This window comes from Pseudarthrobacter sp. TAF60_1, from assembly GCF_052113505.1.
GTDB lineage: Bacteria > Actinomycetota > Actinomycetes > Actinomycetales > Micrococcaceae > Arthrobacter.
Genome location: NZ_JBFRDI010000002.1, coordinates 108,953 through 133,315, shown reverse-complemented (window position 1 = coordinate 133,315; position 24,363 = coordinate 108,953). Strand labels below are relative to the sequence as shown.

The following is a 24,363-nucleotide window of genomic DNA, read 5'->3' as shown; positions in this document are numbered from 1 at the left end:
CGCCGCTCACCTCACGGCGTTGTAGGGTCCGACGGCGGCAGGGGGCTTTCCGGGGTCGCGGGGCTTTCCGGGGGGACCGGGCTTTCCGGGGGCACGGGCGCGAGCTCGCCGATGTCCAGGGGACCCTGGTCGAGGCGGAACGGCGGGTATTCGTCACGCATGAGGGCCACATATGTGATGACCCGGTAGATCCAGCGGTTGAAGCCCATGAGCAGGTTGAACAGCGGGCGCTGGTAACGGCCGCTGAACAAGAGGATCACAGCCGCCACAAGAACCAGGAAACCGAACAGGGAGACGCCTGTAGCCGTCTCGTACCTGATTCCGGGGTTCCGGGGATCGCTCCAACGGACAGTGCTCGCGCCGGTCAGCGCGCCAATAATGATCAGGTGCGGCAGCGCGAGGAGCCAGGACTTGACCAGCACGAGTCCGCGGGACAACCGCTCCGGATAATCCACCTCGAAATCAGCGGGGTAGTCCGTCTTGGCCAGCGTGAACGGCGGATACCTGTCTGTTCCCAGCGCGGAGTAGGCATAGAAGGACACGCGCCAACTCCAGCGCAGGACCCCTACGTTGAAGTTGAACAGGAACCGTGGAAAGCGGGCGGTAAACAGGATGGCGAACCAGGCAATGATGGTGACCACAACGAAGGCGAACCAGAGAAAGAACAGCACAACAAAGTGGGGGATGGCCAGGAACCACTTCACCAGCCACATCCCTCTGGACAGCACGGGATCGAGTTCGCCGCGTAGCCTCGCCGGATAGGGCCTTGCCTCGGCAGCAGCCTGGACGTCAGTGAGCTGGTTCCCTGTGGCCTGATTACCTGTGAATTGTTCGCCCATGACCTGGTTTGTCCTGCCTTGAGGGACTCCATAGGGGGCCGGACCGGAATACGCCCCCGGCGCCGGAGCGGCCGGCTGCGCTCCGTGACGCCCCAGTCCATGCGCACCGAAGATCAGGAGCGGCACACCGAGTACCAGCATGATGGCTCCTGCTGCCAGCAGTCCAGCAGCGATGGGACCGAAAAGCTCGGACCGGAACCCTCCCTGCAGATCCGTTGATACTCCCGGACTGGCATCTGCATTCATGACCACCACGGACCAGTCTCCCGCAGCTATCTTCCAGTCCAGGTTTCGTTGGCCGCTACCGGCCGCGGACGCGACCCAGAACGTCTGTGCCGCCGGAGCTGATAACGGCGTAGTCCCCTGCACCTCCCGGTACTCAGTACGGAACGGCCGGAACGAGACTTCCCGCAATTCGGAGTAGTTGGCTCCGGACAGGTAGCGGTCAACATCCTGCCTGGGCCCGATGCCGACAAAAACGTTCTTGCCTGGGTTGGCGGACTCCGCCGCTATCCGGATGCTGCCTACGTCAAAGGGCAAAGGTCCGGGGTACGTGTCGTCGCGGATTCCGTCCGCCCGGGCGGAGACTATGGCCGAGGAATCCACGGCAAAACGTTCCCTCGGCGAGGTGAGGTATCCGCCGTCGTTCTGGAGTGCATTGACCCACGACGCTGCTATGCCGCCGAAGAGCAGCCCCACACCCAGCATTGAGAACAGAATGCCGACAATGAGCATGGTGATTGAACGGGCTTTCATGGGAGTCCTTCCGTCGCAGCAACAACGTGGCTCCGCACCCCTGCCGTGCAATGAGTCCCCTCCAGAGTCCTGCTCCGGTCCCCCGGTCAGTAGGGCCAAAGGTCACGGCCCGAAGCTCCAACAACCGCCGCGGTCCCCCGTCTGGGCCGTTCGGCCCTTGTGGCGGCCCCGCGGTTCCTAAAGAATGATTCAGGCGCAGGCACAGCACCCCCTCCCGGGTTGGCCCCGGGTGGTGGCACAGAAGGGATCACGATGGACGCCTCAGCAGCATCCGGACACGGCGTTGAACTGTCGAATGACGGGATCCGAGTGTTCATCCTTGACGACCACGAGTTGGTGCGCCGCGGCTTGGAGGACCTCCTGGAAAGCGAAGGGTTCGTCGTCGTGGGCATGTCCGGTTCTGCCGCCGAAGCGGCGCGCCGGATTCCAGCGCTGCGTCCTGATGTGGCAATTCTTGACGCACGGCTGCCGGATGGCACCGGGATCGAGGTCTGCCGCGATGTGCATTCGGTCGATGAGACCATCAATTGCCTCATCCTCACAAGCTACGACGACGAGCAGGCACTCCGCGGCGCAGTCCTCGCCGGGGCCGCGGGATACGTTCTTAAGGAGATCGCCGGTTCCGATCTGATCGGAGCACTCCGCCGCGCCGCCAAAGGAGAATCACTGTTCGATGCCGATCTGAAGGCCAGAATCGTGCAGGGCCTCGCTGAGCCGGAGCAGGTGGACCCAAGGATTGCAATGCTGACCAACCAAGAACGCAGAGTGTTGGAGTATATCGGTGAGGGCCTAACCAACCGCCAGATCGGCGAGCGCATGCTCCTTGCCGAAAAGACTGTCAAGAACTACGTCTCGTCCCTGCTTGCGAAGTTGGGTTTTGAACGGCGGACGCAGGCGGCCGTCCATGTGGCGCAGCACCGCGACCAGTAGCTCTTGCGTTCTGTAGCAAGACGGCCCTGGCTGCGCTGCCCAGCCTAGAAGACAGGAGCCTTCCAGGTCAGTGCCGTTCCGGTGTCGGGGGAACTGGTGACCTCGAAAGTGCCGCCGAGCTTGCTGGCCCTGTGCTGCATGTTGGTCATGCCGTTGCCGGGCGTCCGGACGCTGAAGCCAGCGCCGTTGTCCTGGACCCGGACGTACACAAATCCGTCGTCCACGGAAACGGACACGCGGATGGAGTCCGCCCCCGAGTGCCGGACGGCGTTGCTCAGGCCTTCGGTAACTACGGCCAGGATGTTCGATGCGGTTTCCTCGTCCCCGATCGCGTCGATCGGCCCCGTCAGGGTAAGCCGGGGAACAAACCGCAGCGACCGCGCAGCGCCACGGACCGCCTTGAGCACACGGCTGCTGAGGAGTTCCCGCTCCATGGGCGAACCGTTCAAGGAGTAAATGGTGTTGCGAAGCTCCCTGATAACCTCGTCAAGCTCGGCGGTCACCGTCTGGAGGGTCCGGGCGGCCGATTCGCCGGTAATCAGGCGCCGGAGGCTCTGGATGCTAAGGCCCGCTGCAAAGAGGCGCTGGATGACGAGGTCGTGCAGGTCGCGGGCGATCCTGTCGCGGTCAGTGAACACCGCAAGTTGCTCCCGCATCCGGTGGGCACGAGCCAGTTCGAGGGCAAGGGCAACATGGGAGCCAAACACGGCACCCATCTCAACATCCGTCTTACTGAAGGCTCCTGCTGCACCTTCACGCACCAGGACAAGCAGCCCGTGATGGGTGCCGCGGGCGCTGAGGTCTACTACCAAAAGCCGGCCTTCGTTCGGGACCGGACCCCCACTGAGGGCCGCAGCATCGTCAATCACAGCCGCCTGACCCGACGCAAGGACGGCTCCCACCTCCTTGGAATCAAACGGGCAAAGCCCTCCGGCCCATTCCGGGGCCGTTCTTCCCGCGGCTCCAGCCACGCGGAAAAGATTTGAATCCTCTTCGGGGACCAGAATCAGGGCAAGGGAAGCACCCGACTCCTGAAGTGCCCTGGCGGCGATCATGTCCAGACCCTCGACCTGGCCGACCGGAGCCGCCTCGTCGCCCATCACCTTGCCGGACACGTCCATGCACGCCTGCAGCCAGGCTGTCCTGCGCCGGGCCTCATCGTAAAGCCTCGCGTTTTCTATGGCGACGCCGGCGGCGGCAGCAAGCGCCTCGGCGAGCCCTTCGTCCTCGTCGGTAAAGTCGCCCCCACCCTTCTTTTGCGTGAGGTAGAGGTTGCCGAACACAGAATCCCGCACACGGACCGGGACGCCGAGGAAAGATTTCATCTGGGGGTGATGCTCGGGGAACCCGTAGGCATCCGGATGCTGGCTAAGGTCGTGCAGCCGAAGCGGCTTCGGATCGCGGATCAGTAGCCCCAGAACGCCATGGCCGGTGGGGAGCGGGCCGATTTTGTGGGCGAGCTCATCATCTATTCCCACCGTGATGAAGTGGCTCAGGCCACGGTCACTCCCGATGACTCCCAGGGCTCCGTACTCGGCTTCCAGCAGGTGGCAGGCTGAACTGACCACCCTCAGCAGTACGGCCTCCAGGCTGAGGTCCTCAGCGAGTGCAACCACTGCGTTCAGCAGCCCCTGCATCCGCTGCTGGGCGCTCTCCATTTCGCCTGCACGATCAACAAAGTCGCTAAGAAGTTCGTCCATGCGGGAGGTGGCAACGTGTTCCGGGCCGTTAGTGGTTTGGCGGCTGGATTCACTCACCGAAACCGCCTTCCGCGGTATTTGACGCACACGTAAGTGGACCGGCTGCAGCAGTTGCACACAGAATACGCCTCACTGAGCATTTCCTCCATCACCGCAGGCCGGGATTACGGGTCTTTGTGCCCTACATCCCCAACCTTACCGACCCTATGCTCGTGGGCATGACCACAGATGCATCGATACCGGAGACCGCCCAACTACCGACGGAAGAATGCTGGCGACTGCTGCGGGGCGCTTCCGTGGGCCGTCTTGCCGTTTGGGTGCAGGACCACCCCGAAATCTTTCCGATCAACTACAGGGTCCATCAGGAATCACTGGTCTTCCGGACCGGTGCCGGCACCAAGCTGGCGTCTGCCTTGGGCAAAATGGTGGCGCTGGAGGCTGATGGTGCTGACACGGATGCAGGCGTCGCCTGGAGCGTTGTAGTGAAAGGGTCAGCAACGGCGCTGCCCAACACGCCCGAGCTCGTGGCCTCCATCGGGCATTTGCTCTTTCCCTGGGAGACGGGCCGCAAGGATCACTTCCTGCGGATTGTGCCGGAGGAAGTCAGTGGACGGCGTTTCAGGATATCTGCGCCGCTTACCTGGGGCGGTTCCCTGGATGAGGCAACCCGCGCCGGGTTGGAATGACCACATATGAGGGCATGGTGGGTGGAGGAGCCCGGCCCCATCGCGTCCGGCCCCTTGCGGCTGGGCGAACGTCCCGATCCATCGCCCGGGTCAAGTCCTGCTGTCCGTGCGAGCATGCGGCGTCTGCCGCACAGACCTTCACCTTGCCGAAGGAGACCTCCGTCCCCGTGCCGCCCGTAGGGTTCCCGGCCATGAGGTAGTGGCCGAGGTGGTGGGGCTGGGAGCAGGCACCTCCCGGTTCCGCCTAGGCGATCGTGTGGGGGCAGCCTGGCTCGCCCGGACGTGCGGGGCGTGCAGATTCTGCCGGCGCGGGTCGGAGAATCTTTGCCTCAGCCCCACGTTCAACGGGTGGGACACCGACGGCGGCTACGCGGAGCTGATGGTCGCCCACCAGGACTATGTGTACCCTCTCCCCGAGGTGTTCTCCGATGAAAAAGCCGCGCCTCTGCTCTGCGCAGGGATCATCGGCTACCGGGCGCTTCGGTGCTCCGGCCTCCCCGAGGGCGGCAGGCTCGGCATCTACGGTTTCGGCGGATCAGCCCACCTGACGGCCCAGATGGCCATCTACGAAGGCGCCAGCGTCTATGTCATGACACGGTCAGCGGCTGCGCAGGAGCTTGCCCTGGAATTGGGGGCCCGGTTCGCCGGACCGGCTGACGCCGCCCCGCCCGAACTGCTGGACGCTGCCATCCTTTTCGCGCCCGTGGGCGAGCTGGTGCCCGTTGCGCTCAGGGCATTGGACCGCGGAGGCACCCTCGCGGTCGCCGGAATACACTTGAGCGGCATTCCGGCCCTTGACTATCAAAAGGACCTCTTCCAGGAGCGCCGCCTCCGCAGTGTTACGGCCAACACCAGAGCCGACGGCCTGGAATTCCTGGCACTGGCAGAGAAAATCCCCCTCAACCCCACCACTGTTGCCTACCCCTGGACAGAGGCGGACCAGGCCCTGCTTGACCTTTCCCGGGACCGGTTCACAGGGGCTGCCGTCCTCCTCCGATCGGCCTGACATGCGGACGGAACCGCGGCCCCCTTTGGTGCCCTTCGACCCTAGGCGCACGGCCGGATCCTGGGGAAAGGTATTGCCATGAGCGAAAGCAAAAGCATCCTGGTTGGAATTGACGGTTCGGAATACTCCCCCGCGGCCCTGCGCCTCGCCGGCCGCCTGGCCTCCGCATTGGGCGCCCCGCTAAATGTCGTCACGTGCCTTGGTTACTCCGACTTCTACCTTCCGGAACGGGTGCCCCCCGGAGGGGACCTCGATACCCCGGCGGAACTTGAGGCCATAGCGCGCCGCCTGATGGAGCAGGCCATCGAGAGGGCCTTCGGACAGGAACGCCCGGAACACCTCTCTGCAGTTGTCAAAGTGGGTTCGCCTGCCAAGGTCCTGGTCGACGAAAGCCGCAACGCCCAACTGCTCGTCGTGGGCCGGAGGGGCCGCGGCGGCCTGCTGGGACAGCTCATGGGTTCGGTAAGCGCTGCCTGTACGGCACACGCGCATTGCCCGGTAGTGGTGGTCAGCCAGGAGGCCGGGGAAGACCATGGAACAAACCCGTGACCTGAACGCCATAGTGGTGGGAGTGGACGGGAGCGCTCCGTCCATCACGGCCCTCCGCTGGGCCCAGGCGATGGCCCCGCTGCTCAAAGCCCACATCCGGGCGGTAACGTCCTGGCAGTTCCAAATCGCAGTAGGAACGTTCACGCCCCTCCTCTGGAACCCCGAGGAGGAAGCCCAAAGCGTCTGCGCGGCTGCAGTAGACGAGGCGTTCGACGGCGCCCCTCCCGCCGGGCTCGAAATGGTCGCCTCCCAAGGGGCACCGGCCAAAGTCCTGATGGAAGAAAGCCGAACTGCGCAGATGGTGATTGTGGGCAGCCGGGGCCGTGGCGGCTTTGAAGGCCTGCTGCTGGGTGCGGTGAGCGCGGCAGTGGCGGAACACGCAAAATGCCCTGTTCTGGTGGTGCATGGCTCTGACGTGCCGGCAGCGTTCTCGGTTGCTCCCGGGCAGCTTTCCGCAGACTGGGGTGGCCAGACCGGGTCCAGCCATGCCCCCGACTGACCGCATGGTGGTTGGCTACGACGGGTCGGCTGAGGCGGCCGTCGCTGTGCGCTGGGCTGCCCGGCACGCAGCTCTTTTTGGCTGTGAACTGCACGTGGTTCATTGCTCGCTATGGCCGCTGCTGACCAATGACCTAGGACCGGTCAAAGGCATCGCAGGCAGTGGACTTCAACATCAGGCCCAAGCCGTCCTTGAGGAGGGGAAAGCTGAGGCACGGTCCGTAGCGCCCCGTGTCAAGGTCCAGGGCAGCCTCCTGTACGGCCTGCCCGCAGGCCATCTCCGGCGGATGGCCGGCGATGCCCGCATGCTGGTGCTTGGCAGCCGCGGAATCGGGGGATTCCTCGGGCTTCTCGTAGGATCCGTCAGCCTGGAGCTGGCCGCCACGGCCTCGTGCCCAGTAGCGGTGATCCGCCTTGATAACCACCCCCAGGGACGCGTTGTGGTGGGGGTTGACTCGTCCGGGTCCGAGGGAGCGCTCCAGCTCGCCTGTGACCTGGCCAGTGCCACAGAAGCGGAACTGATGATCATCCACGTCAGCCGGCCCCACGACGGCCTGACCTACGCAACAGGAAGAGGCATCGAGGCGGCCCGGCGCCGCCTCCGCAGCGTGGCTGAGGACGCCAAGGCCCTTGCTCCGAACGTGGCGGTCGGCCAGGAACTTGTCCGGGATGCCTCCGTGCCCCGGGCGCTCCTCAATGCCTCCCGTGGCGCCGCCCTCATGGTGGTCGGAACCAAAGGCCACGGCCTCCTGAGAGGAACCATCGGATCTGATGCCCATGCTGTCCTCCACCACGCGACAGGCCCTGTGCTCATCGCCCGCACCTGAACCCGTCCAACAACCTGACCACGCCGCCGAGGCCAGGCACCGCCGCCGGACTTTCCGGGACCTTTGTCCCTTACCCTCGCGGCAAACGGACGCCATGGTTGAGGTGGAGCAGCGTTCCGCCCGCCCCGTGGAACCCCATGATCAACAACAGCGAGGAACGGCCATGAAAGCTATCGTTTACGGCGGCCCGGGGAAGAAGTCCTGGACAGACGTGCCGGATCCGGCAATCCGCAACCCCGCCGATGCCATTGTCAAAGTCGACACCACCACCATCTGCGGGACCGATCTGCACATTCTCAAGGGCGATGTACCGGCGGTAACGGAAGGCCGAATCCTGGGCCACGAGGGTGTGGGCACCATCACGGAGGTTGGTTCCTCGGTGACAACCCTCAAACCGGGCGACCGCGTCATCATCTCGTGTATCAAGTCCTGCGGCCACTGCGCCAACTGCAAGGTGGGCCTCTATTCGCACTGCATGGGTGACGAGGGAGCCCCGGGCATCGGCTGGGTGTTCGGCCACCTGATCGACGGGACGCAAGCCGAATACGTCCGCGTCCCCTACGCGGAAAACTCCCTGCACCTCCTGCCGCCCGGGGTCAGCGATGAGCAGGCCGTCATGCTGTCCGATATCCTGCCGACGGGCTTCGAAATCGGCGTGCAGTACGGCCGGGTCAAGCCCGGCGACACGGTGGCAGTAGTGGGAGCCGGCCCGGTAGGTCTGGCCGCCATCGCCACAGCGGGGCTCTATGGAGCGGCGAGCATCATCGCGGTGGACCTGGACCGGAACCGGCTGGCGAAGTCCCGCGAGTTTGGGGCCACTGACGTTGTGCTTTCAGGCGACGCCGACTGGAAGGAACAGGTGCTGGCCCTGACCGACGGCCAGGGTGTGGACGTGGCCATCGAGGCAGTGGGCATTCCCGCGACCTTCAGCATGTGCACGGAGATCGTCCGGCCAGGCGGGAACGTCGCCAACGTCGGGGTCCATGGCAAGTCCGTGGAACTCCACGTGGAGAGCCTCTGGATCCAGAACATCAACATCAGCATGGGGCTCGTGAACGCCAACACCACACCCATGCTGCTGAAGCTCGTGGCCCAGAAGAAGCTGCCGGCAGAAAAATTTGCCACGCACCACTTCAGTTTCGACCAGTTTCTGGAGGCCTACGACACCTTCGCCCGGGCTGCGGAAACCAACGCGTTGAAGGTGGTCATCTCGGCATGACAGCCCACGTCGTGTATGACTCCGCCTACGGGAACACGAAGGCCGTTGCAGACGCCGTGGTGCAGGGACTCAAACCCCTCAACGCTGCAGCGGTGGCCGTGACGGATTTCAACCCGGCAATCCTGTCCGCCGGTGACCTCCTGGTCCTCGGCTCCCCCATCAATGGCTGGCGCCCCACACCCAAAATCACCGAACTGCTCGCCCGGTTGGTCAACGGCCAGCTTCGGGGCGTCCACGCGGCGGCGTTCGATACCCGCGTCCGCTTTTTCATCCACGGCGATGCAGCCAGGAAAATGACGAAGCTGCTCAAGGAAGCCGGTGCCACCATCATCTCCGACCCGGCCCCGTTCTACGTCCGGGGCACAGAGGGGCCCCTCCGCAGCGGGGAACTTGAGAGAGCAGCCAGTTGGGCCAAAGCGCTGGCTGCAGCCCTCCCGCCGGCACATTGAGGAGCTGGGTGAGCGCGGCAGCGGTTCCCTATCCGGCAGGGGCTGACGCTCCCGCAGGGTCCGGCCTCTCCGCCGCGGAGGTCAGGGAACGGACGCTGGCAGGCCTGGCCAACGGAGCACCGGAGGAATCGAGCCGGAGCCTGTGGCTGATCCTTCGGTCGAACGTGCTGACGTTGTTCAACGGCATTGTTGGCGGTTGCTTCCTGCTCTTGCTCCTGCTGGGCCAGTGGAAGGACGCACTGTTCGGCTTTGCCGCGCTGAGCAACGCCGTTATCGGCGTTGTCCAGGAGTACCGGGCCAAAAGGCTACTCGACAAGCTGGCCGTCCTGGATGCTCCCAGAGCCCGCGTCCTCCGTGACGGCCGCGTTCAGGACGTTGCCGTTGCGGATGTGGTGATGGACGACGTCTGCGTGCTGCAGGCCGGTGACCAGGTTGTAGCTGACGGCATCGTCATCGACGACGACGGTCTCGAGATGGACGAGTCGGTCCTCACCGGGGAATCAGATCCCGTGGGCAAAGACAGAGGCTCGTCCGTTCTGTCAGGTTCCACCGTCACGGCAGGCCAGGGACGGGCGCGGGTGGTGGCCGTCGGCGCCGGCTCGTACGCCAGCCGGCTCACCGCCGAAGCCAAGCGCTTCTCCCTGGTCAATTCGGAGATCCGCAACGCCATCCAGCGGGTCCTGCGATGGATCACGTGGGCCCTCTTCCCGGTCGTGGCCATCCTCACCAACGGGCAAATGCAGGCCAAGGGCGGCTGGGATGCCGCGATCAGGACGGGCGCCTGGGAGGAGGCACTCGTCGGTGCGGTGGGCGCGGCCATCGCCATGATCCCGCTGGGCCTGGTGCTCATGACCAGTGTGGCGTTCGCCGTGGGCGGTGCCCGGCTCGCCCGCCTCAACGTGCTGGTGCAGGAACTCGCCGCCGTGGAGGGGCTGGCCCGGGTTGATGTCCTGTGCATCGACAAGACCGGCACCCTCACCGAAGGCAGGGTGGTCTTCGATGACGTTCACGACACCGGCCTTCACGGCACCGGACAGGAGCTTCCCACGGGATGGCGGGAGGCCCTGGGATGGTTCGGAGCCGATCCCCACGCCAATGCCACCGCCCGCTGTCTGGCACCCACTTTCGCGGCGGACGGCAGCGCCGCCCCGGCCGCCGTCGTTCCCTTTTCGTCCGCCCGGAAATGGAGCGCCGCCAGTTTTGAACGCCCGCATGCAGCCGCGGGAACATGGGTTCTGGGTGCCCCGGAGATGGTGTTCGCAGGGGGCGACCAGAGGGGAGGCGGCGCGTCCACAGAGGATCTCCTTGTTCAGTCCCGCCGGCTGGCGTCACAGGGCCTGCGCACCCTGGTTCTGGCGTACACGCCTGACGTGCTCCCTGACGCGGACCCCGACGACGACGTGCAGCTGCCCGCGGGGCTGGCTGCTGCCACCCTCCTGACGTTCCGGGAGAAGGTGCGTCCGGACGCCGCGCAGACCCTCGCGTACTTCCGGCAGCAAGGTGTCGACGTGAAAATCCTCTCCGGCGATGACCACAGGACGGTGACGGCCGTGGCACGTGAGGTGGGGCTCGACGTCGGAAGCGGCTACGACGCACGGCACCTGCCGTCAGATCCGCTTCTGCTGGAAGAAACGCTGAACAGTTTTTCCGTGTTTGGCCGTGTCACGCCCGCGCAAAAGAAGGAGATGGTTCTGTCATTGCAGGGAACGGGCCACACCGTCGCCATGACGGGCGACGGTGTCAATGACGCCCTTGCCCTCAAGGAAGCGGACATCGGCATAGCCATGGACACCGCGGCGCCGGCCACGAAGGCTGTGGCCCGTTTGGTGCTTCTGGACGGGCGGTTCGACCGGCTTCCCGCGGTGCTCGCCGAAGGCCGCCAGGTGATCGCCAACATCGAGCGGGTCTCGGTGCTGTTCCTCAGCAAAACAACCTACGCCGTGTGCCTCTCAGTTGATTTCGGAGCCCTGACGTGGAGCTATCCGTTTCTGCCCCGGCAACTCTCCGCCACGGACGGCCTCACTATCGGCATTCCTGCGTTCTTCCTGGCGCTGATGGCCAACACGCGGCGCTACCGGCCTGGATTCCTGCGGCGCTCGCTATCCCTCGCCATCCCGGCAGGAGTTATTGTGACGACGGCGGTCCTTGCCGTGCAGGCGTACTCCATGGCCGTGGGGGGTTTCAGCCCCGGCGCCAGCCGGACAGCCTCGGTTCTGACTCTGTCGCTGGTGGCGCTCACCGTTCTGGCGGCCGTCAGCCGCCCCGTCACCCGGCTCCGGCTGGCCGTTGTGGCTGCCATGTGCGCCGGGCTAATTGTGCTGATGACCGTGCCGCTCCTGACGGATTTCTTTATGCTGGAATGGCCTCCGCCCGAACTGTTGGCGGCCTCCCTTGCTGCCGCGGCCGCCGCCATCCTGGCCGTGCTGGTAGCCGGCCGGCTCCACGCGCGACGGTATCCGATCGATCAATCTGGACTGACGCCCGCAGGTAAATGACGCGGACAGCACCAACGTTCGGAGGCGGGGTGTGTACAGCCAGTTGGCTAGAGCCAGTTGGCTAGAGCCAGTCCGCCGAAAAGTCCTGCGGCGGCCACCAGCGTGAGCGCGGCGTCACGGCGAACCTTCGTCCGGAAATGTCGGCCGGGCGGATCTGCACCAGATGCTCCTTGAGCCCTGGCTGCCACGGTTCGCGGTCAGGCCCGGCCTCCTGCAGGCTTGCCGGATCCCCGTCGAAGGGCCCCGGCTCCCCCTTGATCACAACGCTCCAAACTTCGGTGCCGTAGGGGTTCAGGCCGTCCACCTCGAAGGCCACGGCGGTGCCTCCAAGGAGGGCGCGGAGTTTCGTGCCGGGCGCCGTACGGAAGACCACCGTTTCTTCGACGACCATGAAGTTCACCGGGAAGATCTCCGGGACGGCTCCGTTGATCACGGCCAGCCGCCCAATGTAGGAGGACTGCAGGTACTCCCAGCAGTCTTCCGGGGCGAGGACTTCGATTTGAGACTCTGAGGGGGAGCTGCTCATGCACTGATCCTAGCCCCCAACGGGCCCCCTTCGGTGTGCGTGACGGGCGCGCCGCAGCGCGCTTCGTGGTTGCTGCCGCTTCGCGGGACCAAAGCCTCTGGGTCCGTCCGGTCCGGGGCAGGAGTCTTAAGAGGCACCAACCTTTTATCCCCACCGGCCATCATTGCAAGGAGGCAGACAATGGCTGATTTGATGAAGTGGTTTGACACCCGGCGCTCCCCCGTCGAAATGATCGAAAGGCTTTTTGAAGGTGACACCGCGGCGTCGGGCATCCGTGTCGAGGAATCTGTTGAAGGCGACACGCTTGTTGTCCGCGCCGAACTGCCGGGCATCGATCCGGAGAAGGATGTCAGCGTCTCGATCGTTGACGGCGCCCTCGAAATCAAGGCGGAGCGCAGGGAACAGTCCGAGCAAAAGGAGAAGGACAGCTACCGCTCGGAGTTCCGGTACGGTTCGTTCGTCCGCCGGCTGGCACTGCCTGACGGCGTTCAGCAGGATGACATCACCGCCTCGTACAAGGACGGTGTGCTGGAGGTCCGGAGCCCGGTGCCGGTGAAGGCGCAGCAGCCTCCCGCAAGGAAGATCCAGGTAACCCGCGGCTGATGCGTGCTCCTGCCCAACCGAATGGTCAACCGAAGAGGACCGCTGCCTCCCGGTAGCGGTCCTCAGGCACGGTCTTGAGCCGGCCAATCGCGGCCGCCAAACCGACATTCACAATACTGGTGCCGCGCAGGGAGACCATGGTTCCCCAACGTCCCTCCGCAACTGAGGCCACAGCTGCCATGCCCAGCCGAGTTGCCAGCACCCTGTCGGAGGCTGTCGGGGCACCGCCGCGCTGGATGTGCCCCAGGACGGTGGCCCTGGTCTCGATCCCGGTCAGCTCCTGCAATTCCTGCTCCAGCAGCATGCCGATCCCGCCCAACCGCGGCCTGCCGAAAGAGTCCAGGCCGCGCGGCGAATACGGCGCGTCCAGGCCTTCCGGGACAAATGCCTCGGCCACGACCACCAGTGGCGCCCGTCCGCGGTCGTGTGCGGACTGCACCCACCGGGCGACTTGCCCCAACGGAACCCGGTGCTCGGGAATAAGGATGGCGTGGGCGCCGGACGCCATCCCCGCATGCAGGGCGATCCAGCCGGCGTTCCGGCCCATGACTTCAGCGATCATGCACCGGTGATGCGACTCGCCCGTGGTGCGGAGCCTGTCGATCGCCTCGGTCGCCGTCTGGACGGCTGTGTCGAACCCAAACGTGACGTCGGTGGCATCAAGGTCGTTGTCAATGGTTTTCGGAACCCCCACAACCTTGATCCCGGCGTTTGACAGGTCCTGTGCCGCCGCCAGCGTGCCCTCTCCCCCGATGGCCACCAGGCCATCCACGCCCAGCTCAAGAAGGCTGTTGCGGACCGCCTCGGGCCCGCCGTCCCGGAGCGGGTTGGTACGCGATGTGCCAAGAACGGTCCCACCCAGGCGGGAGAGCCCCCGCACGGAGTGGCGCGGCAGCGGGACCAAATCCCGGTCAAGCACCCCGCGCCAGCCGTCGCGGAAACCGACGAACTCGTAGCCGTAGGTAATGATCCCCTGCAGGACAGCACCGCGGATCACAGCGTTAATTCCCGGACAGTCCCCGCCGCTGGTCAGTATGCCCAGACGGGTCACGAAACGGACTTCTCGGCGGCGGCGATTACCGGGACGGTCTTGAGGAAGGTGTCCGGGTTGAGCGAGATGGAATCAATGCCCTCCTTCACCAGGAACTCCGCGAAATCTGCATGGTTGCTCGGGCCCTGGCCGCAGATACCTACCTTGATCCCGGCCGCGTGGGCGCTGCCAATGACCTGCGCGATCATTGAGGTGACGGCCGCGTCCCGCTCGTCGAACAGCCCCGCCAGCTGTTCGGAGTCACGGTCCACCCCGAGGACAAGCTGGGTCAGGTCGTTGGAACCTATGGAGAACCCGTCAAAGCGGCCGGCAAACTCCGCGGCGAGAATGACGTTGGAGGGGATCTCGCACATCATGTAGACCTGCAGTCCCTGCTCGCCACGGACCAGGCCGTTGTCCGCCATCTCCTTGATCACCAGGTCTGCCTCGTGGGGTGTGCGGCAAAACGGCACCATCACGATGACGTTCGAAAACCCCAGTTCCTCGCGCACCCGTTTCAGCGCGCGGCATTCGAGGGCGAACCCTTCCCGGTAGCGGTCGTTGTAGTAGCGCGAGGCCCCGCGGAAGCCCAGCATGGGATTCTCCTCGGCAACTTCGAAGGAGCCGCCTCCGATCAGGTGGCCGTACTCGTTGCTTTTGAAGTCGCTGAGCCTGACGATCACCGGGTTCGGGTGATAGGGCGCCGCAATTTTTCCGATGCCCGTAGCGAGCACGTCGACGAAGTACTCCTTCAGGTCCGGATAGCCGCGGGTGAGCTCCCTGATGCGCTCAGCCTCGCCGGGATCGGTCACCCGTTCCGGATGGACCAGGGCCATGGGATGGATCCGGATGAGGTTGCTGATGATGAATTCCATCCTGGCCAGGCCGACTCCTGCCGCGGGCAGGCGCCACCACTGGAAGGCGGCTGAAGGACTTGCGATGTTGACCATGACGGCGGTCCTCGTCTCAGGCAGCGCCCCCAGGTCAACCTGCTCGACGTCGAACGCCAGGGTACCTTCGTAGACCTGCCCGTCCTCTCCCCCTGCGCAGGAAAGGGTAATGGGTTTGCCGTTCTCGAGCACCGAGGTGCCGTTGCCGGTACCTACGACAGCGGGGACGCCCAGTTCCCTGCTGACAATGGCGGCATGGCTTGTGGGACCTCCGTGGTCAGTCACGATTCCGGCGGCCCGCTGCATGATGGGAACCCAGTCAGGATCCGTCATTTGGGTGACCAGAATGGAGCCGTCCCGGAAATCCTCGATGTCTTTGGCGTCCCGCACCACACAGGCGAGTCCGTGCGCGATCGATTCGCCGATCGCGGCGCCTTCGGCCAGGAGCCGGCCTGACTCGCGGAGGTGATAAACGCTGAAGACGGAGCCGCTGCGCCTCGCCTGAACAGTTTCCGGCCGTGCCTGCACCATAAAAAGTTCCCCGGTGGAACCGTCCCTGGCCCACTCCATGTCCATCGGCCGGCCGTAGTGTTCCTCTACCGCTACTGCCCAGCGGGCGAGTTCCACCGTCTCGGCATCAGTGAGGACAAAGGAACGGCGTTCCTGGTCAGGGGTGTCCACTGTCCTGGTGCGGGCATGCCCGCCGCGGCTGTAGACCATCTTGCGTTCTTTGGCGCCCATGCTCTTTTCGATGATCGGCATCAAGTGCGCGTCAGCCAGTAACGGCTTGAATACCTGGTACTTATCGGGATTGATGCTTCCCTGAACCACGGTCTCCCCCAGCCCCCACGCAGCACTGATCAGGACGCTGCGCGGGAACCCTGACTCGGTATCGATGGAAAACATCACCCCGGACGCGCCAATGTCTGAGCGCACCATCCGCTGCACGCCGATGGACAGGGCCACCTCCAGATGATCGAACCCCTTAATTTCCCGGTAGGAGATGGCCCGGTCGGTAAACAGGGAGGCGTAACACTTCCTGCAGGCTTCCAGGAGCTCCCGTTCTCCGGAAATGTTCAGGAACGTTTCCTGCTGGCCGGCGAAACTCGCGTCCGGGAGGTCTTCGGCCGTGGCGCTGCTGCGCACCGCCACCGAGGCTCTGGGATGTCCCGTGCGTTCGGACAATGCCCTGTATGATTCCCGGATGGCGGCGGCGATGTCGGGAGGGAACTGGCCTTCGAGAATAAGCTCCCGGATTGCCTCCCCGGCCTCGCGCAAGGTTGCCCGGCCCGCGCGGTAGTTCTCCAGCGAGGTACGTATTGGCGCCTCGAGGCCGTTGGTGGCTACAAAGGCACGGTATGCGGCGGCTGTGGTGGCGAAGCCCTCCGGCACCCGGACGCCGGAGCTCATCAGGGAGCGGGTCAGTTCACCCAGCGACGCGTTTTTGCCGCCGACGGCCGGCACGTCGCCCATCCCCACATCTTCGAACCACATCACGTGAACGCCAGTAGTCGCCATCGTATCAGCCATGGTCCGATCCTTCCGGGACAACCGCACCCACATCAGAGTCTTTGGTCCCGTGGCCCCCGGCGTGGACAAGCGGGGGTTATTCCGCCCGGCTGCCCGCAGACCGCCGTAGCTTCTTGTGTGCCCAGTCCGCTGCCAGGACCGCAGGAACGGCCAGTACCGCAACGGCGAAACCGATGGCCGGCGGCGGGAGCTGCCCGAGTGCCGCGGATACGGGACTGACGTAGAGGCAGACAGCCAGGGCCCCGAGTTCGGCCAGCACCGCCCAAAGCAGCAGGCGGTTCGTGAACCACCCCTGGTTCCAGGGTGGCTGGGTAGCGCTGCGGCATGCAAACGCGTTCGCCAACTGGCCAAGCACGACGGCGGTGAACGCGGCCCCGGACGCCGTCATCAGCAACCCGGCGTCCTGCGGGTCGCCGCGTGTCCAGCCGCCGCTGAACAGCACCACCGAAAACGCCGTCATGGACACCAGCGCCTCCACCGGGCCCAGCACGCAGAACACCCGGAACATCAGCCGCCGGTCCATCAGGTGACGCCTCTCCGGTGCCCGCTTCAGCACTCCCTTCCCCGGCGGCTCACCCCCGAGGGCGAGGGCGGGCAGCAAGTCGGTGCCGATGTCCAGGGCGAGGATCTGAAGCACGCCAAGCGCGAGGGGAAACTGGCCGCCCGAGAGTGCCCAGATAATGAAGGGCGTCAGTTCGGCGACGTTGTCCGTCAGGTGATAAGTCAGGAACCGGTGAATGTTGGCATAGGTGGCGCGGCCCTGTTCGATTGCCGCCACGATGGTGCCGAAGTGGTCGTCCAGAAGCACCAGATCGGAAGCTTCCCGGGCTACGTCCGTCCCGCTGAGTCCCATGGCCACCCCGATGTCGGCTTCCTGGAGAGCGGGACCGTCGTTGACGCCGTCGCCGGTCATGGCCACGATATGGCCCCGGCTCTGCAGGGCCTTGGCCACGCGGAGTTTCTGTTCCGGGGAGACCCGGCTGACCACAATGCCGTCCCTGTCGAGCATGGCGCCGAGGATCTGTTCGTCCTCCGGCAGCTGTGATCCCTCCAGGACCAGCTCCGGTGCTCCCATCAGTCCGATTTCCCGGGCGATGGCGGCGGCCGTTGCGGGATGGTCCCCGGTGATCATGCCTATCCGGATGCCGGCTTCGCGGGCGGTCCGGATCACTTCGTCCACGCCCTGCCTGGGCGGGTCATGAAGGGCCACCAGCCCGAGCAGGACAAGGTCCCTTTCGGCCTCTTCCGCTTCGCATTCCAGCCAGTCCTCCACACGGCCGGACAGCTCACGCCTGGCCACCGCGATGACCCGCAGCCCCCGCGAGGCCATGGCGTCAACTTCCTCCGACGCAGCGTCCATGGACGCGCCGCAGAGCGGCAGGACCGATTCGGGCGCACCCTTAACAAAGAGTGTGGTGCCGGCAATGACTGATTCCCGGCGACGCCTGGGGTCGAACGCGAACCTCTTGTCAGGCCTCGCATTTTCAAGGGCAGACCCTGAGAGTCGGCGGGCCAGGACGTCAAGGGCTGCCTCCATTGGATCGCCCTCCGCGCGCCACTCATCGCCGTGCTGGACGGCCCGGCCCAGGGACGCTGCGCGTGCGGCGAGCGCTGCGCGGGTTGCTGCGGCCACGGCGGTTCCCTCGATACCGGCAACCGGCAGGTAACCCTCCCCCGTCACCTTCACCCGGCCGTCAGCGGTGAAGACTTCGACGGCGTTCATCCGGTTCTGTGTCAGGGTTCCTGTCTTGTCAGTGCAGATGAAAGTGGTGGACCCCAGAGTTTCCACCGCCTCCAGATTGCGGACCAGGGCGTTCCGCCCCGCCATCCGCTGGGCTCCCATGGCGAGGGAAAGCGTGACGGTCGGCAGCAGCCCTTCCGGGACCAGGGCCACCGCGACTCCGATAGCGAAGAGGAAGGCAGCGCTCCAGGGGATGCCCACCAGCAGGGACAGAAGGAAGAAGACCACAGCAACGGCCAGCGCCACGACTGCTATGAGCCGGACGATTCGGCGCAGCTCACGGGCCAAGGGTGTTGGCGGCGATACGGTCCCGCTGGTCAGCTTCGCGATTCCGGCCAGCCTGGTGTTCGCGCCTGTGTGGATCACTTCGGCCTCTGCCGCGCCGTTGACGAGGAATGTCCCGCCCCAAGCCGGCTCGCCGCTGATTTTCGGTACGGCTTCACTTTCGCCTGTCAGCAGGGACTCGTCCGCGGCACAGCCTGAGCCAAGACCCAGCACGACGTCGGCCGGCACCCTGTCTCCCGCCGTCAGGATGACGGTGTCACCGGGGACCAGTTCGCTGGCGGGAATTCGCCGGGGATGCCCGTCCCGGCGGACGGACACCTCAGCCGGCAGCAGCCCGCGCAGTTTTGCGGCCGCGTGCTGTGCGCGTTCCTGCTGGATGTGGGCGAAGATCCCGTTGACTACCACCACCACGATGATGGCAACACCCAACTGCGGCATCCCTCCGACGAATGCCAAGACCGCCGCGCACCACAGCATCAGGGCAAAGAAATGAGTCAGCTCGCCCAGGAGCTTGCGCCACTGAGGCACAGGCTTGGCCTCCGGAAGAACGTTGGGCCCTGAATCCCTCAGCAGTGCCGCCGCACGTTCGGAGCTCAGCCCGGTCGCGTCCGGCACTGCTTGGCGCGGACCTTCTCGTGGCGCCACTGCTACTCCATCGTCATCACGTGGTTAAGCGCTGGCTGGGGGCAAGCGGGAATTGCCTGGTCTCGCCTGCGCCGAGGAGGGTACGTTCGGGGCCCACCTGCAGCCAAATGGCGGGAGCATCTCCGGGCGCCGCCGTCAGGGTCAACAGGCCGTGTCCCAGATTGACTGCGAGCAGATGGTCCCGGTAACGGACCTGGAAGGACACCGTCCTGATCCCGTGAGGCATCTTCGGGGAGAAGAGGAGCCCGTCACCGGTGAATCTGAGGCCCGCAAAGCTGCGCTGCACCACGTCGATGGTTCCTGCCATCGCGCCAAGATGGATACCCGTCCGGGTGGTGCCTCCCTGGGTGTCGTCAAGGTCGGCACTCAGAGCCTCACGGAAAGTACTCCAGGCCCGCTCCGGGTCCTCGGCCGCGAGCACCGACGCATGGGCCACCCGGCTGAGGGTGGAGCCGTGCGCCGTGCGGGCGAGGTAATAATCGACCGTCGCTGCAATCTGCGCGCCGGTTACGTCATAGCCGAGCCCGGCCAGGAACCGCGTCAGTTCCTTCTCGCCCAGGACATAGAGCAGCATCAGCACATCAGCCTGTTTGGCCAGCCGGTACCTGTTGGTGCTGTCCCCCTCGGCTTCCAGGATCAGGTCCAGGCGTTCGATGTTTGTGTAGGCGGTCCGGTAGTGATCCCAGTCGAGTTCCTGGAGTTGGTCGTACCCGGCGAACTGGCTGATGATGCCGTCGTGGAACGGTACGAACATTCTTTTGCTGAGGTGGCTCCACCGTGCCTCTTCCGAAGGAGTGATGGCCAGGCGCGCCTGGAGCTCTTCGAGGTCGTGGCCCTGGAGCGTCGTCATGACGCCGCAGGCCTGGGCGCACACCCACGCGGCCAGGACGTTCGTGTAGGCATTGTCGTCCAGCCCTGCCCCCTCTTTGTCCGGATGGCCGGTGTGATATTCGTCCGGACCCATGATTCCGCGAAGGTGGAACCGGTCCTCCTGCCGGTCGTGTTCGGCCATGGAGGTCACCAACCGTGCCACCTCCACAATCAGCTCGGCGCCGTGCCGCAGGAGCCATTCCCTGTCCTGCGTGGCCAGATAGTACTGCCATGCGTTGAAGGCGACGGCGAGACCTGCGTGCCGCTGAAGGTGTGAGTAGTCCGGCACCCACCGGCCGGAGCGCCGGTTATAGAGCCAGAGGGGTGTCTCCTCCGTTCCGTCGCTGCCGCTCTGCCAGGGGAAGAGTGCTCCGCGCAGCCCTGCTGCGGCGGCGGCTGCCCGGGCCGCCGGGAGCCTGCGCCAGCGGTAGTTGATCACCGAACGCGCTACGAAGGGCATCCTGGACGTGAGGAGGGGCAGGACGAACAGTTCGTCCCAGAAGACGTGGCCGCGGTAGCCCTCACCGTGCAGTCCGCGCGCGGGTACGCCGGCATCCTGTTCAGCGGTGTGCGGGCTGAGCGTCTGCAGCAAATGGAAAACATGAAGGTTCATGATGAGCTGTACCTCGGGGCTGCCGTCTATTTCAACGGCGAACAGACCCAGGAGCCTGCCCCAGGCGTCCTCGTGTTCGGAGAGCAACCGCTCAAAGTCGGGGCTGGCGGTCCTCAGCACGGACCTCGCGGCCACGGCAGGCGAGGAGATTGCGTGGTCACGGGAGGTGACCACTGCCGCCGTCTTAGTAATCACCACGGCCACTGCGTCGGTCAGCTGAAGATCCCAGGAGCGAAAGTAAACCCCTTCCTCCTCCCCGGACACGCCGTCGTCGTTCCTTCCGGAGATCTCGGTACGCAAGGCGGTGGCGATCCGGATATGGCTTTGGCTTGTTTCCACTTCCACCACCGGGACCGGGTCAGCCGGGTCTGCTGCTCCCAGCCGGACCAGGTGGTGGTGGGCCAGCAGCGCGTCTTCCGGGACGTTCTCGTTGGTGACTGCACAGTCCACTCCGCAGCGGACCTCTACCGGGCCGCTCCACTCCAGGGCCGTGAGGGATGTGCTGAGGGCCATGAGGTGCGGTTGGGCCATCGACACGAACCTGCGCTGGCTCACTGCCAACCGCCGCCCGTCCGGTGCTTCCAGAACTGCTTCCCGTTCGAGGGTCGCCCGGCGCATGTCGAGCACCCGCCGTTCCCGCAGAACTTTCAGGCCACCCCTGGACCACCAGTCGGCACCTTCCAGCCGAACGTCCAGCATCAGCCAGTTGGGAGCGTTGACCATGTGCTCGTCCTCGACAGTCTGGCCCTGCACCGTGCTCACCAGTCTGTTGTAGACCCCTGCAAGGTATGTGCCGGGGTAGTGGATCTCGCTCATCCTGCTTTCGGGAGCGGCGCCGCGGACAGCAAGGTACCCGTTCCCCAGGGTGGTCAGAGCCTCCCGGTGTCCTTCATGGGCGGGATCGTAGCCTTCATAGACGAGGCGCCACGGGTCGGTGAGGACGCGGCCGAGGTCCAGCTGTCCCACATCAGTCAGTACGACGTCGGCGCCTGCCGCCTCCAGTTCGGTCCGCCTGCCTGCCCTGTCAATGCCGACCACCAGGCCGAAACCGCCGCGCCGGGCGGCCTCCACCCCTGCGACGGCATCCTCGATCACCACGGCGCGCGCCGGCGGGACGCCCAACCGGTGCACGATCTCAAGGAGCACCGCGGGGTCGGGTTTGCCGGGAAGGCCCAGCTCAGCGGCAATGACTCCGCCCATCACCAGGTCGAAGATGGCGGAGAGGCCTGCAGCAGCCAAAACAGCGGACGCATTCCGGCTCGAGGTTGCCACGGCCACGGGGATCCGTGATGCGCGCAGCCGTTCGATCAGGGCCACCGTCCCAGGAAAGGTGCGGACACCATCGCGCCCCAGCAGTTCTTTGAAGAGCCCGTCCTTGCGCTTGCCCAGGCCGCTCACCGTGAGTTCCCCCGCGGCGTCGCTCGGCTTGCCGTCCGGCAGCGTGACACCACGGGAGGCCAGGAAGGACCGCACGCCATCTTCGCGCGGCCTGCCATCCACGTGATCCAGGTAATCAGCGGCGGTGAATGGTCCTGTTCGGGCTTTCCCTGTAAGCCGCGGGTCTTCCAAAACCTCATCAAATAGTTGTTTCCAGGCCGCCTCATGCACGGTCGCCGTGTCCGTCACCACCCCGTCGAGGTCGAAGATCACGGCGTCGAAAGGCGACAACGCCGCGGCGGCGGTAGGCGATTCAGCCATGGCGTGCCCGTCAGTGCCTGGTTGGGGCATCGAGCGGGCTTTGCTTTGCCTGCCGCCGGTCCCCATCCGCCGGCTGTGCGGGAAGTTGCAGCTTGAGCAGGTGCAGGCCGCCGAGGATCGCGAAAAACGTGGAGAGCGCAAGCGAAAGCCAGAAGGCCTGAAAATTCATGTCCGCATCAAACAGAGGCTTCACCAGCTCACCGAGCGCAAGGGAAAAGATGAGGGTAAAACCCAGTACGTAAAGGGCTGGCAGGAGCGCCAACCCTAGCGGCCGGGACTTGAACGTCAGGACACCCAGCAGCAGGAAAGCGGGCATGATGAAGCACAGGTCAAGGATGAAGACCGAGTACAGGGAATCAATCTGGTTCCCGGTGCTCATCAGGGGCAACAGCATGGCAATCCAGAGCGGATAGAAAATCAGCGGCTGCAGGAGCGCCCCGGACGCGGACACAATCCGAAGGGCACGCGGAAGCGACGGCACCCGGGGATCCCTCCTGAAGGCTGTTACGGCCGCCATCAACGTCCAGAATGAGAGGGCGAAAATTGCCATGTAGACAAGGTAAAACCCGTTGTAGGTTCGCTCGATGACGTAAATGCCGTAGGCATAGAAGAGGTAGCCAAGCAGGCCCAGGGCAAGAATCTGGCTCTTGGTTTTGCCGTGTCCGGCTCGCAGCGCGAGGAAGATCAGGGCAGCCGACGCCGCAACGGAGATGAGGTCCTGCGAATAGGCACCGGGAATAAGGTCAGGCGTAACCACACCCGAATAGATCCCTGGATCGGCGACACCCCAGAGCGCCGCGACAAGGGCCAGAAGACCGGTGGCCGCCCAGAGGGCCCTGTGACACCGAAGATTACTGATCACAACCCCATGACCTTCCTGACGACGCGATGGAAGCTGCCGTGCCCACTCAAGCATGCGAACCGCCGCCACGGCAGGGGCTTTGGTCCTTTACAACGGACGACGCCGGCGGCTGGGGAACCGGAACGGGGCCTACGGAGTGCGGGGCTGACTCAGTGCGGATCACCTGCTGCGGGGCCCTTCGGCCCTGAACACCCGGCCGATTCCCCTATAGCCTCGCGTCATGAGGCAACCGAAACGTGCCCGCAGCGCGCGCCCCCTTGCTCCGGGTGAGGAAGCCAGCGACGCGTGGTCTGCCCTGTACCGGTTCGCGGGGGCGGCCGCCGTCCTGTTTGTCGTGCTGCTGATCGCCGCCCTGGTCATCGATTTCATCGCGCCGCCGCCGGTGCACGGTGGTACGACGACCCTTGAATTTATTGCCGCGAACAAGGCCCTCTACATCAGCGAGCAGCTGCTGTGGATCCTCCCCAGCATCCTGCCGGTCATCGTGTTCGTTGCCCTCTTCGTGGCTCTGGCCCCGGTGGGCAGGAGCCTGGCGCTCCTGGCCGCCGTCGTCGGAGGACTCCCCTGGGCTCTGTTGCTGGCCGTTCCGGTGTCGAGCCGGGGTTCCCTCAGCTTGGTGTACCTCAGCGACATGTATGCGAGTGCCGGAACGGAACGTGATCGGAGCGTCTTCGCCACGGCGGCGGAAGCGATCATTGCCGAGAACAACACTCCCGCCATAGCCGGCCTTCTGTCGCCGGTGGGCATCTTCCTCATCTCCCTGGTCATGCTCCGCGGGGTCATGCCACGCGCCGTTGCCTGGCTCGGGCTGGTCACCGGTGGCCTCGGAGTCTTCAGTGAGGCACTGCGCTTTGCGGTACCGGAGTTCTACTGGGTGTACGGGGTGCTGCTGTGGGCGTGGTTCATTGCCGTGGGCGTCAGCCTGATGCGCCTTCGCCCGACGCCTGGAAACGGCTAGGACGCGTACCTGGCCGGCGCGGCTGCCGTACACCCGGGTAGCCCCAAACCTGCGAATGAGGTAGCGACTACTCGTGTATCAGGCCGGCGCCTGCCCCTAGTGTGGTGAACGGGGTCGGCGGTGAGTGATGCGCACCGAGACCGTGCGCACCGCCCCCA

General features: G+C 65.2%; 19 protein-coding genes. 11 read left to right on the top strand and 8 right to left on the bottom strand.

Annotated features, from left to right (window positions below; all coding sequences use genetic code 11):
- Positions 1-11 precede the first annotated feature (11 nt).
- Positions 12-1,595, bottom strand: a complete 1,584-nt coding sequence (locus AB4Y73_RS02880; RefSeq protein ID WP_441868175.1) for a DUF4389 domain-containing protein — start codon at positions 1,593-1,595, stop codon at positions 12-14.
- Between the two features lie 252 nt (positions 1,596-1,847).
- Here AB4Y73_RS02880 and AB4Y73_RS02875 point away from each other — a divergent pair, with 252 nt between their 5' ends.
- The gene (locus AB4Y73_RS02875; RefSeq protein ID WP_441868173.1) at positions 1,848-2,525 is read left to right on the top strand and encodes a response regulator; all 678 of its coding nucleotides are present in this window, start codon (positions 1,848-1,850) and stop codon (positions 2,523-2,525) included.
- Positions 2,526-2,569: 44 nt separating this feature from the next.
- Here the strand turns inward: AB4Y73_RS02875 and AB4Y73_RS02870 are convergent, their stop codons facing one another.
- Positions 2,570-4,282, bottom strand: a complete 1,713-nt coding sequence (locus AB4Y73_RS02870) for a GAF domain-containing protein (protein ID WP_441868171.1) — start codon at positions 4,280-4,282, stop codon at positions 2,570-2,572.
- Between the two features lie 161 nt (positions 4,283-4,443).
- On the opposite strand from AB4Y73_RS02870, the gene AB4Y73_RS02865 reads away from it, so the two are divergent.
- From AB4Y73_RS02865 to AB4Y73_RS02830, 8 genes are all read left to right on the top strand, one after another.
- Positions 4,444-4,911, top strand: a complete 468-nt coding sequence (locus tag AB4Y73_RS02865; RefSeq protein WP_441868169.1) for a pyridoxamine 5'-phosphate oxidase family protein — start codon at positions 4,444-4,446, stop codon at positions 4,909-4,911.
- A 106-nt stretch (positions 4,912-5,017) separates the two neighbouring features.
- Positions 5,018-5,917, top strand: a complete 900-nt coding sequence (locus tag AB4Y73_RS02860; RefSeq protein WP_441868167.1) for a zinc-dependent alcohol dehydrogenase family protein — start codon at positions 5,018-5,020, stop codon at positions 5,915-5,917.
- A gap of 78 nt (positions 5,918-5,995) precedes the next feature.
- A complete protein-coding gene (locus tag AB4Y73_RS02855; protein WP_441868165.1) occupies positions 5,996-6,466 on the top strand; it encodes a universal stress protein in 471 nt (156 codons plus the stop codon).
- Complete coding sequence (locus tag AB4Y73_RS02850) at positions 6,450-6,965, top strand: universal stress protein (RefSeq protein ID WP_441868163.1); 516 nt, start codon at positions 6,450-6,452, stop codon at positions 6,963-6,965. Before AB4Y73_RS02855 ends, AB4Y73_RS02850 begins: the two co-directional genes overlap by 17 nt.
- Positions 6,952-7,791, top strand: a complete 840-nt coding sequence (locus tag AB4Y73_RS02845) for a universal stress protein (RefSeq protein WP_441868161.1) — start codon at positions 6,952-6,954, stop codon at positions 7,789-7,791. The genes AB4Y73_RS02850 and AB4Y73_RS02845 overlap by 14 nt, the downstream gene beginning before the upstream one ends.
- Positions 7,792-7,954: 163 nt before the next feature.
- Positions 7,955-9,010: a zinc-dependent alcohol dehydrogenase family protein gene (locus tag AB4Y73_RS02840; RefSeq protein ID WP_441868159.1), complete on the top strand. Its 1,056-nt coding sequence runs from the start codon at positions 7,955-7,957 to the stop codon at positions 9,008-9,010.
- Positions 9,007-9,459, top strand: a complete 453-nt coding sequence (locus AB4Y73_RS02835; protein ID WP_441868157.1) for a flavodoxin family protein — start codon at positions 9,007-9,009, stop codon at positions 9,457-9,459. Before AB4Y73_RS02840 ends, AB4Y73_RS02835 begins: the two co-directional genes overlap by 4 nt.
- A gap of 8 nt (positions 9,460-9,467) precedes the next feature.
- Positions 9,468-11,954 (top strand): HAD-IC family P-type ATPase, encoded by a 2,487-nt coding sequence (locus AB4Y73_RS02830; RefSeq protein ID WP_441868155.1) that lies wholly within the window; start codon positions 9,468-9,470, stop codon positions 11,952-11,954.
- A gap of 61 nt (positions 11,955-12,015) precedes the next feature.
- Here AB4Y73_RS02830 and AB4Y73_RS02825 read toward each other — a convergent pair whose 3' ends face one another.
- Positions 12,016-12,480, bottom strand: coding sequence for a pyridoxamine 5'-phosphate oxidase family protein (locus AB4Y73_RS02825; protein WP_441868153.1), 465 nt, complete (start codon positions 12,478-12,480; stop codon positions 12,016-12,018).
- A gap of 180 nt (positions 12,481-12,660) precedes the next feature.
- On the opposite strand from AB4Y73_RS02825, the gene AB4Y73_RS02820 reads away from it, so the two are divergent.
- On the top strand, positions 12,661-13,083 hold the full coding sequence (locus AB4Y73_RS02820) for an Hsp20/alpha crystallin family protein (protein WP_441868151.1): 423 nt from the start codon (positions 12,661-12,663) through the stop codon (positions 13,081-13,083).
- A gap of 25 nt (positions 13,084-13,108) precedes the next feature.
- Here the strand turns inward: AB4Y73_RS02820 and AB4Y73_RS02815 are convergent, their stop codons facing one another.
- From AB4Y73_RS02815 to AB4Y73_RS02795, 5 genes are all read right to left on the bottom strand, one after another.
- Positions 13,109-14,134: a 6-phosphofructokinase gene (locus AB4Y73_RS02815; protein ID WP_441868149.1), complete on the bottom strand. Its 1,026-nt coding sequence runs from the start codon at positions 14,132-14,134 to the stop codon at positions 13,109-13,111.
- Complete coding sequence (ppsA, locus tag AB4Y73_RS02810) at positions 14,131-16,533, bottom strand: phosphoenolpyruvate synthase (RefSeq protein WP_441868147.1); 2,403 nt, start codon at positions 16,531-16,533, stop codon at positions 14,131-14,133. Before ppsA ends, AB4Y73_RS02815 begins: the two co-directional genes overlap by 4 nt.
- 76 nt (positions 16,534-16,609) lie before the next feature.
- Entirely contained in the window at positions 16,610-19,204 is a 2,595-nt protein-coding gene (locus AB4Y73_RS02805; protein ID WP_441868145.1) for a cation-translocating P-type ATPase, read from the bottom strand.
- A 16-nt stretch (positions 19,205-19,220) separates the two neighbouring features.
- On the bottom strand, positions 19,221-22,385 hold the full coding sequence (locus AB4Y73_RS02800; RefSeq protein WP_441868143.1) for an HAD-IA family hydrolase: 3,165 nt from the start codon (positions 22,383-22,385) through the stop codon (positions 19,221-19,223).
- Between the two features lie 10 nt (positions 22,386-22,395).
- Positions 22,396-23,142 carry a hypothetical protein gene (locus AB4Y73_RS02795; protein ID WP_441868141.1) on the bottom strand — a complete coding sequence of 249 codons (747 nt, stop codon included), beginning with the start codon at positions 23,140-23,142 and terminating at the stop codon, positions 22,396-22,398.
- A gap of 325 nt (positions 23,143-23,467) precedes the next feature.
- Between AB4Y73_RS02795 and AB4Y73_RS02790 the strand changes: the two genes are divergently transcribed.
- Positions 23,468-24,205, top strand: coding sequence for a DUF4386 family protein (locus AB4Y73_RS02790; protein WP_441868139.1), 738 nt, complete (start codon positions 23,468-23,470; stop codon positions 24,203-24,205).
- Positions 24,206-24,363: the final 158 nt, after the last annotated feature.

Excerpts from the sequence above, each read along its gene's own strand:
- AB4Y73_RS02800 (WP_441868143.1), bottom strand. The coding sequence starts at position 22,385 with ATGGCTGAATCGCCTACCGCCGCCGCGGCGTTGTCGCCTTTCGACGCC.
- AB4Y73_RS02880 (WP_441868175.1), bottom strand. The coding sequence starts at position 1,595 with ATGAAAGCCCGTTCAATCACCATGCTCATTGTCGGCATTCTGTTCTCA.
- AB4Y73_RS02865 (WP_441868169.1), top strand. The coding sequence starts at position 4,444 with ATGACCACAGATGCATCGATACCGGAGACCGCCCAACTACCGACGGAA.
- AB4Y73_RS02845 (WP_441868161.1), top strand. The coding sequence starts at position 6,952 with ATGCCCCCGACTGACCGCATGGTGGTTGGCTACGACGGGTCGGCTGAG.
- AB4Y73_RS02850 (WP_441868163.1), top strand. The coding sequence starts at position 6,450 with ATGGAACAAACCCGTGACCTGAACGCCATAGTGGTGGGAGTGGACGGG.
- ppsA (WP_441868147.1), bottom strand. The coding sequence starts at position 16,533 with ATGGCTGATACGATGGCGACTACTGGCGTTCACGTGATGTGGTTCGAA.
- AB4Y73_RS02840 (WP_441868159.1), top strand. The coding sequence starts at position 7,955 with ATGAAAGCTATCGTTTACGGCGGCCCGGGGAAGAAGTCCTGGACAGAC.
- AB4Y73_RS02875 (WP_441868173.1), top strand. The coding sequence starts at position 1,848 with ATGGACGCCTCAGCAGCATCCGGACACGGCGTTGAACTGTCGAATGAC.
- AB4Y73_RS02855 (WP_441868165.1), top strand. The coding sequence starts at position 5,996 with ATGAGCGAAAGCAAAAGCATCCTGGTTGGAATTGACGGTTCGGAATAC.
- AB4Y73_RS02825 (WP_441868153.1), bottom strand. The coding sequence starts at position 12,480 with ATGAGCAGCTCCCCCTCAGAGTCTCAAATCGAAGTCCTCGCCCCGGAA.
- AB4Y73_RS02820 (WP_441868151.1), top strand. The coding sequence starts at position 12,661 with ATGGCTGATTTGATGAAGTGGTTTGACACCCGGCGCTCCCCCGTCGAA.
- AB4Y73_RS02835 (WP_441868157.1), top strand. The coding sequence starts at position 9,007 with ATGACAGCCCACGTCGTGTATGACTCCGCCTACGGGAACACGAAGGCC.
- AB4Y73_RS02790 (WP_441868139.1), top strand. The coding sequence starts at position 23,468 with ATGAGGCAACCGAAACGTGCCCGCAGCGCGCGCCCCCTTGCTCCGGGT.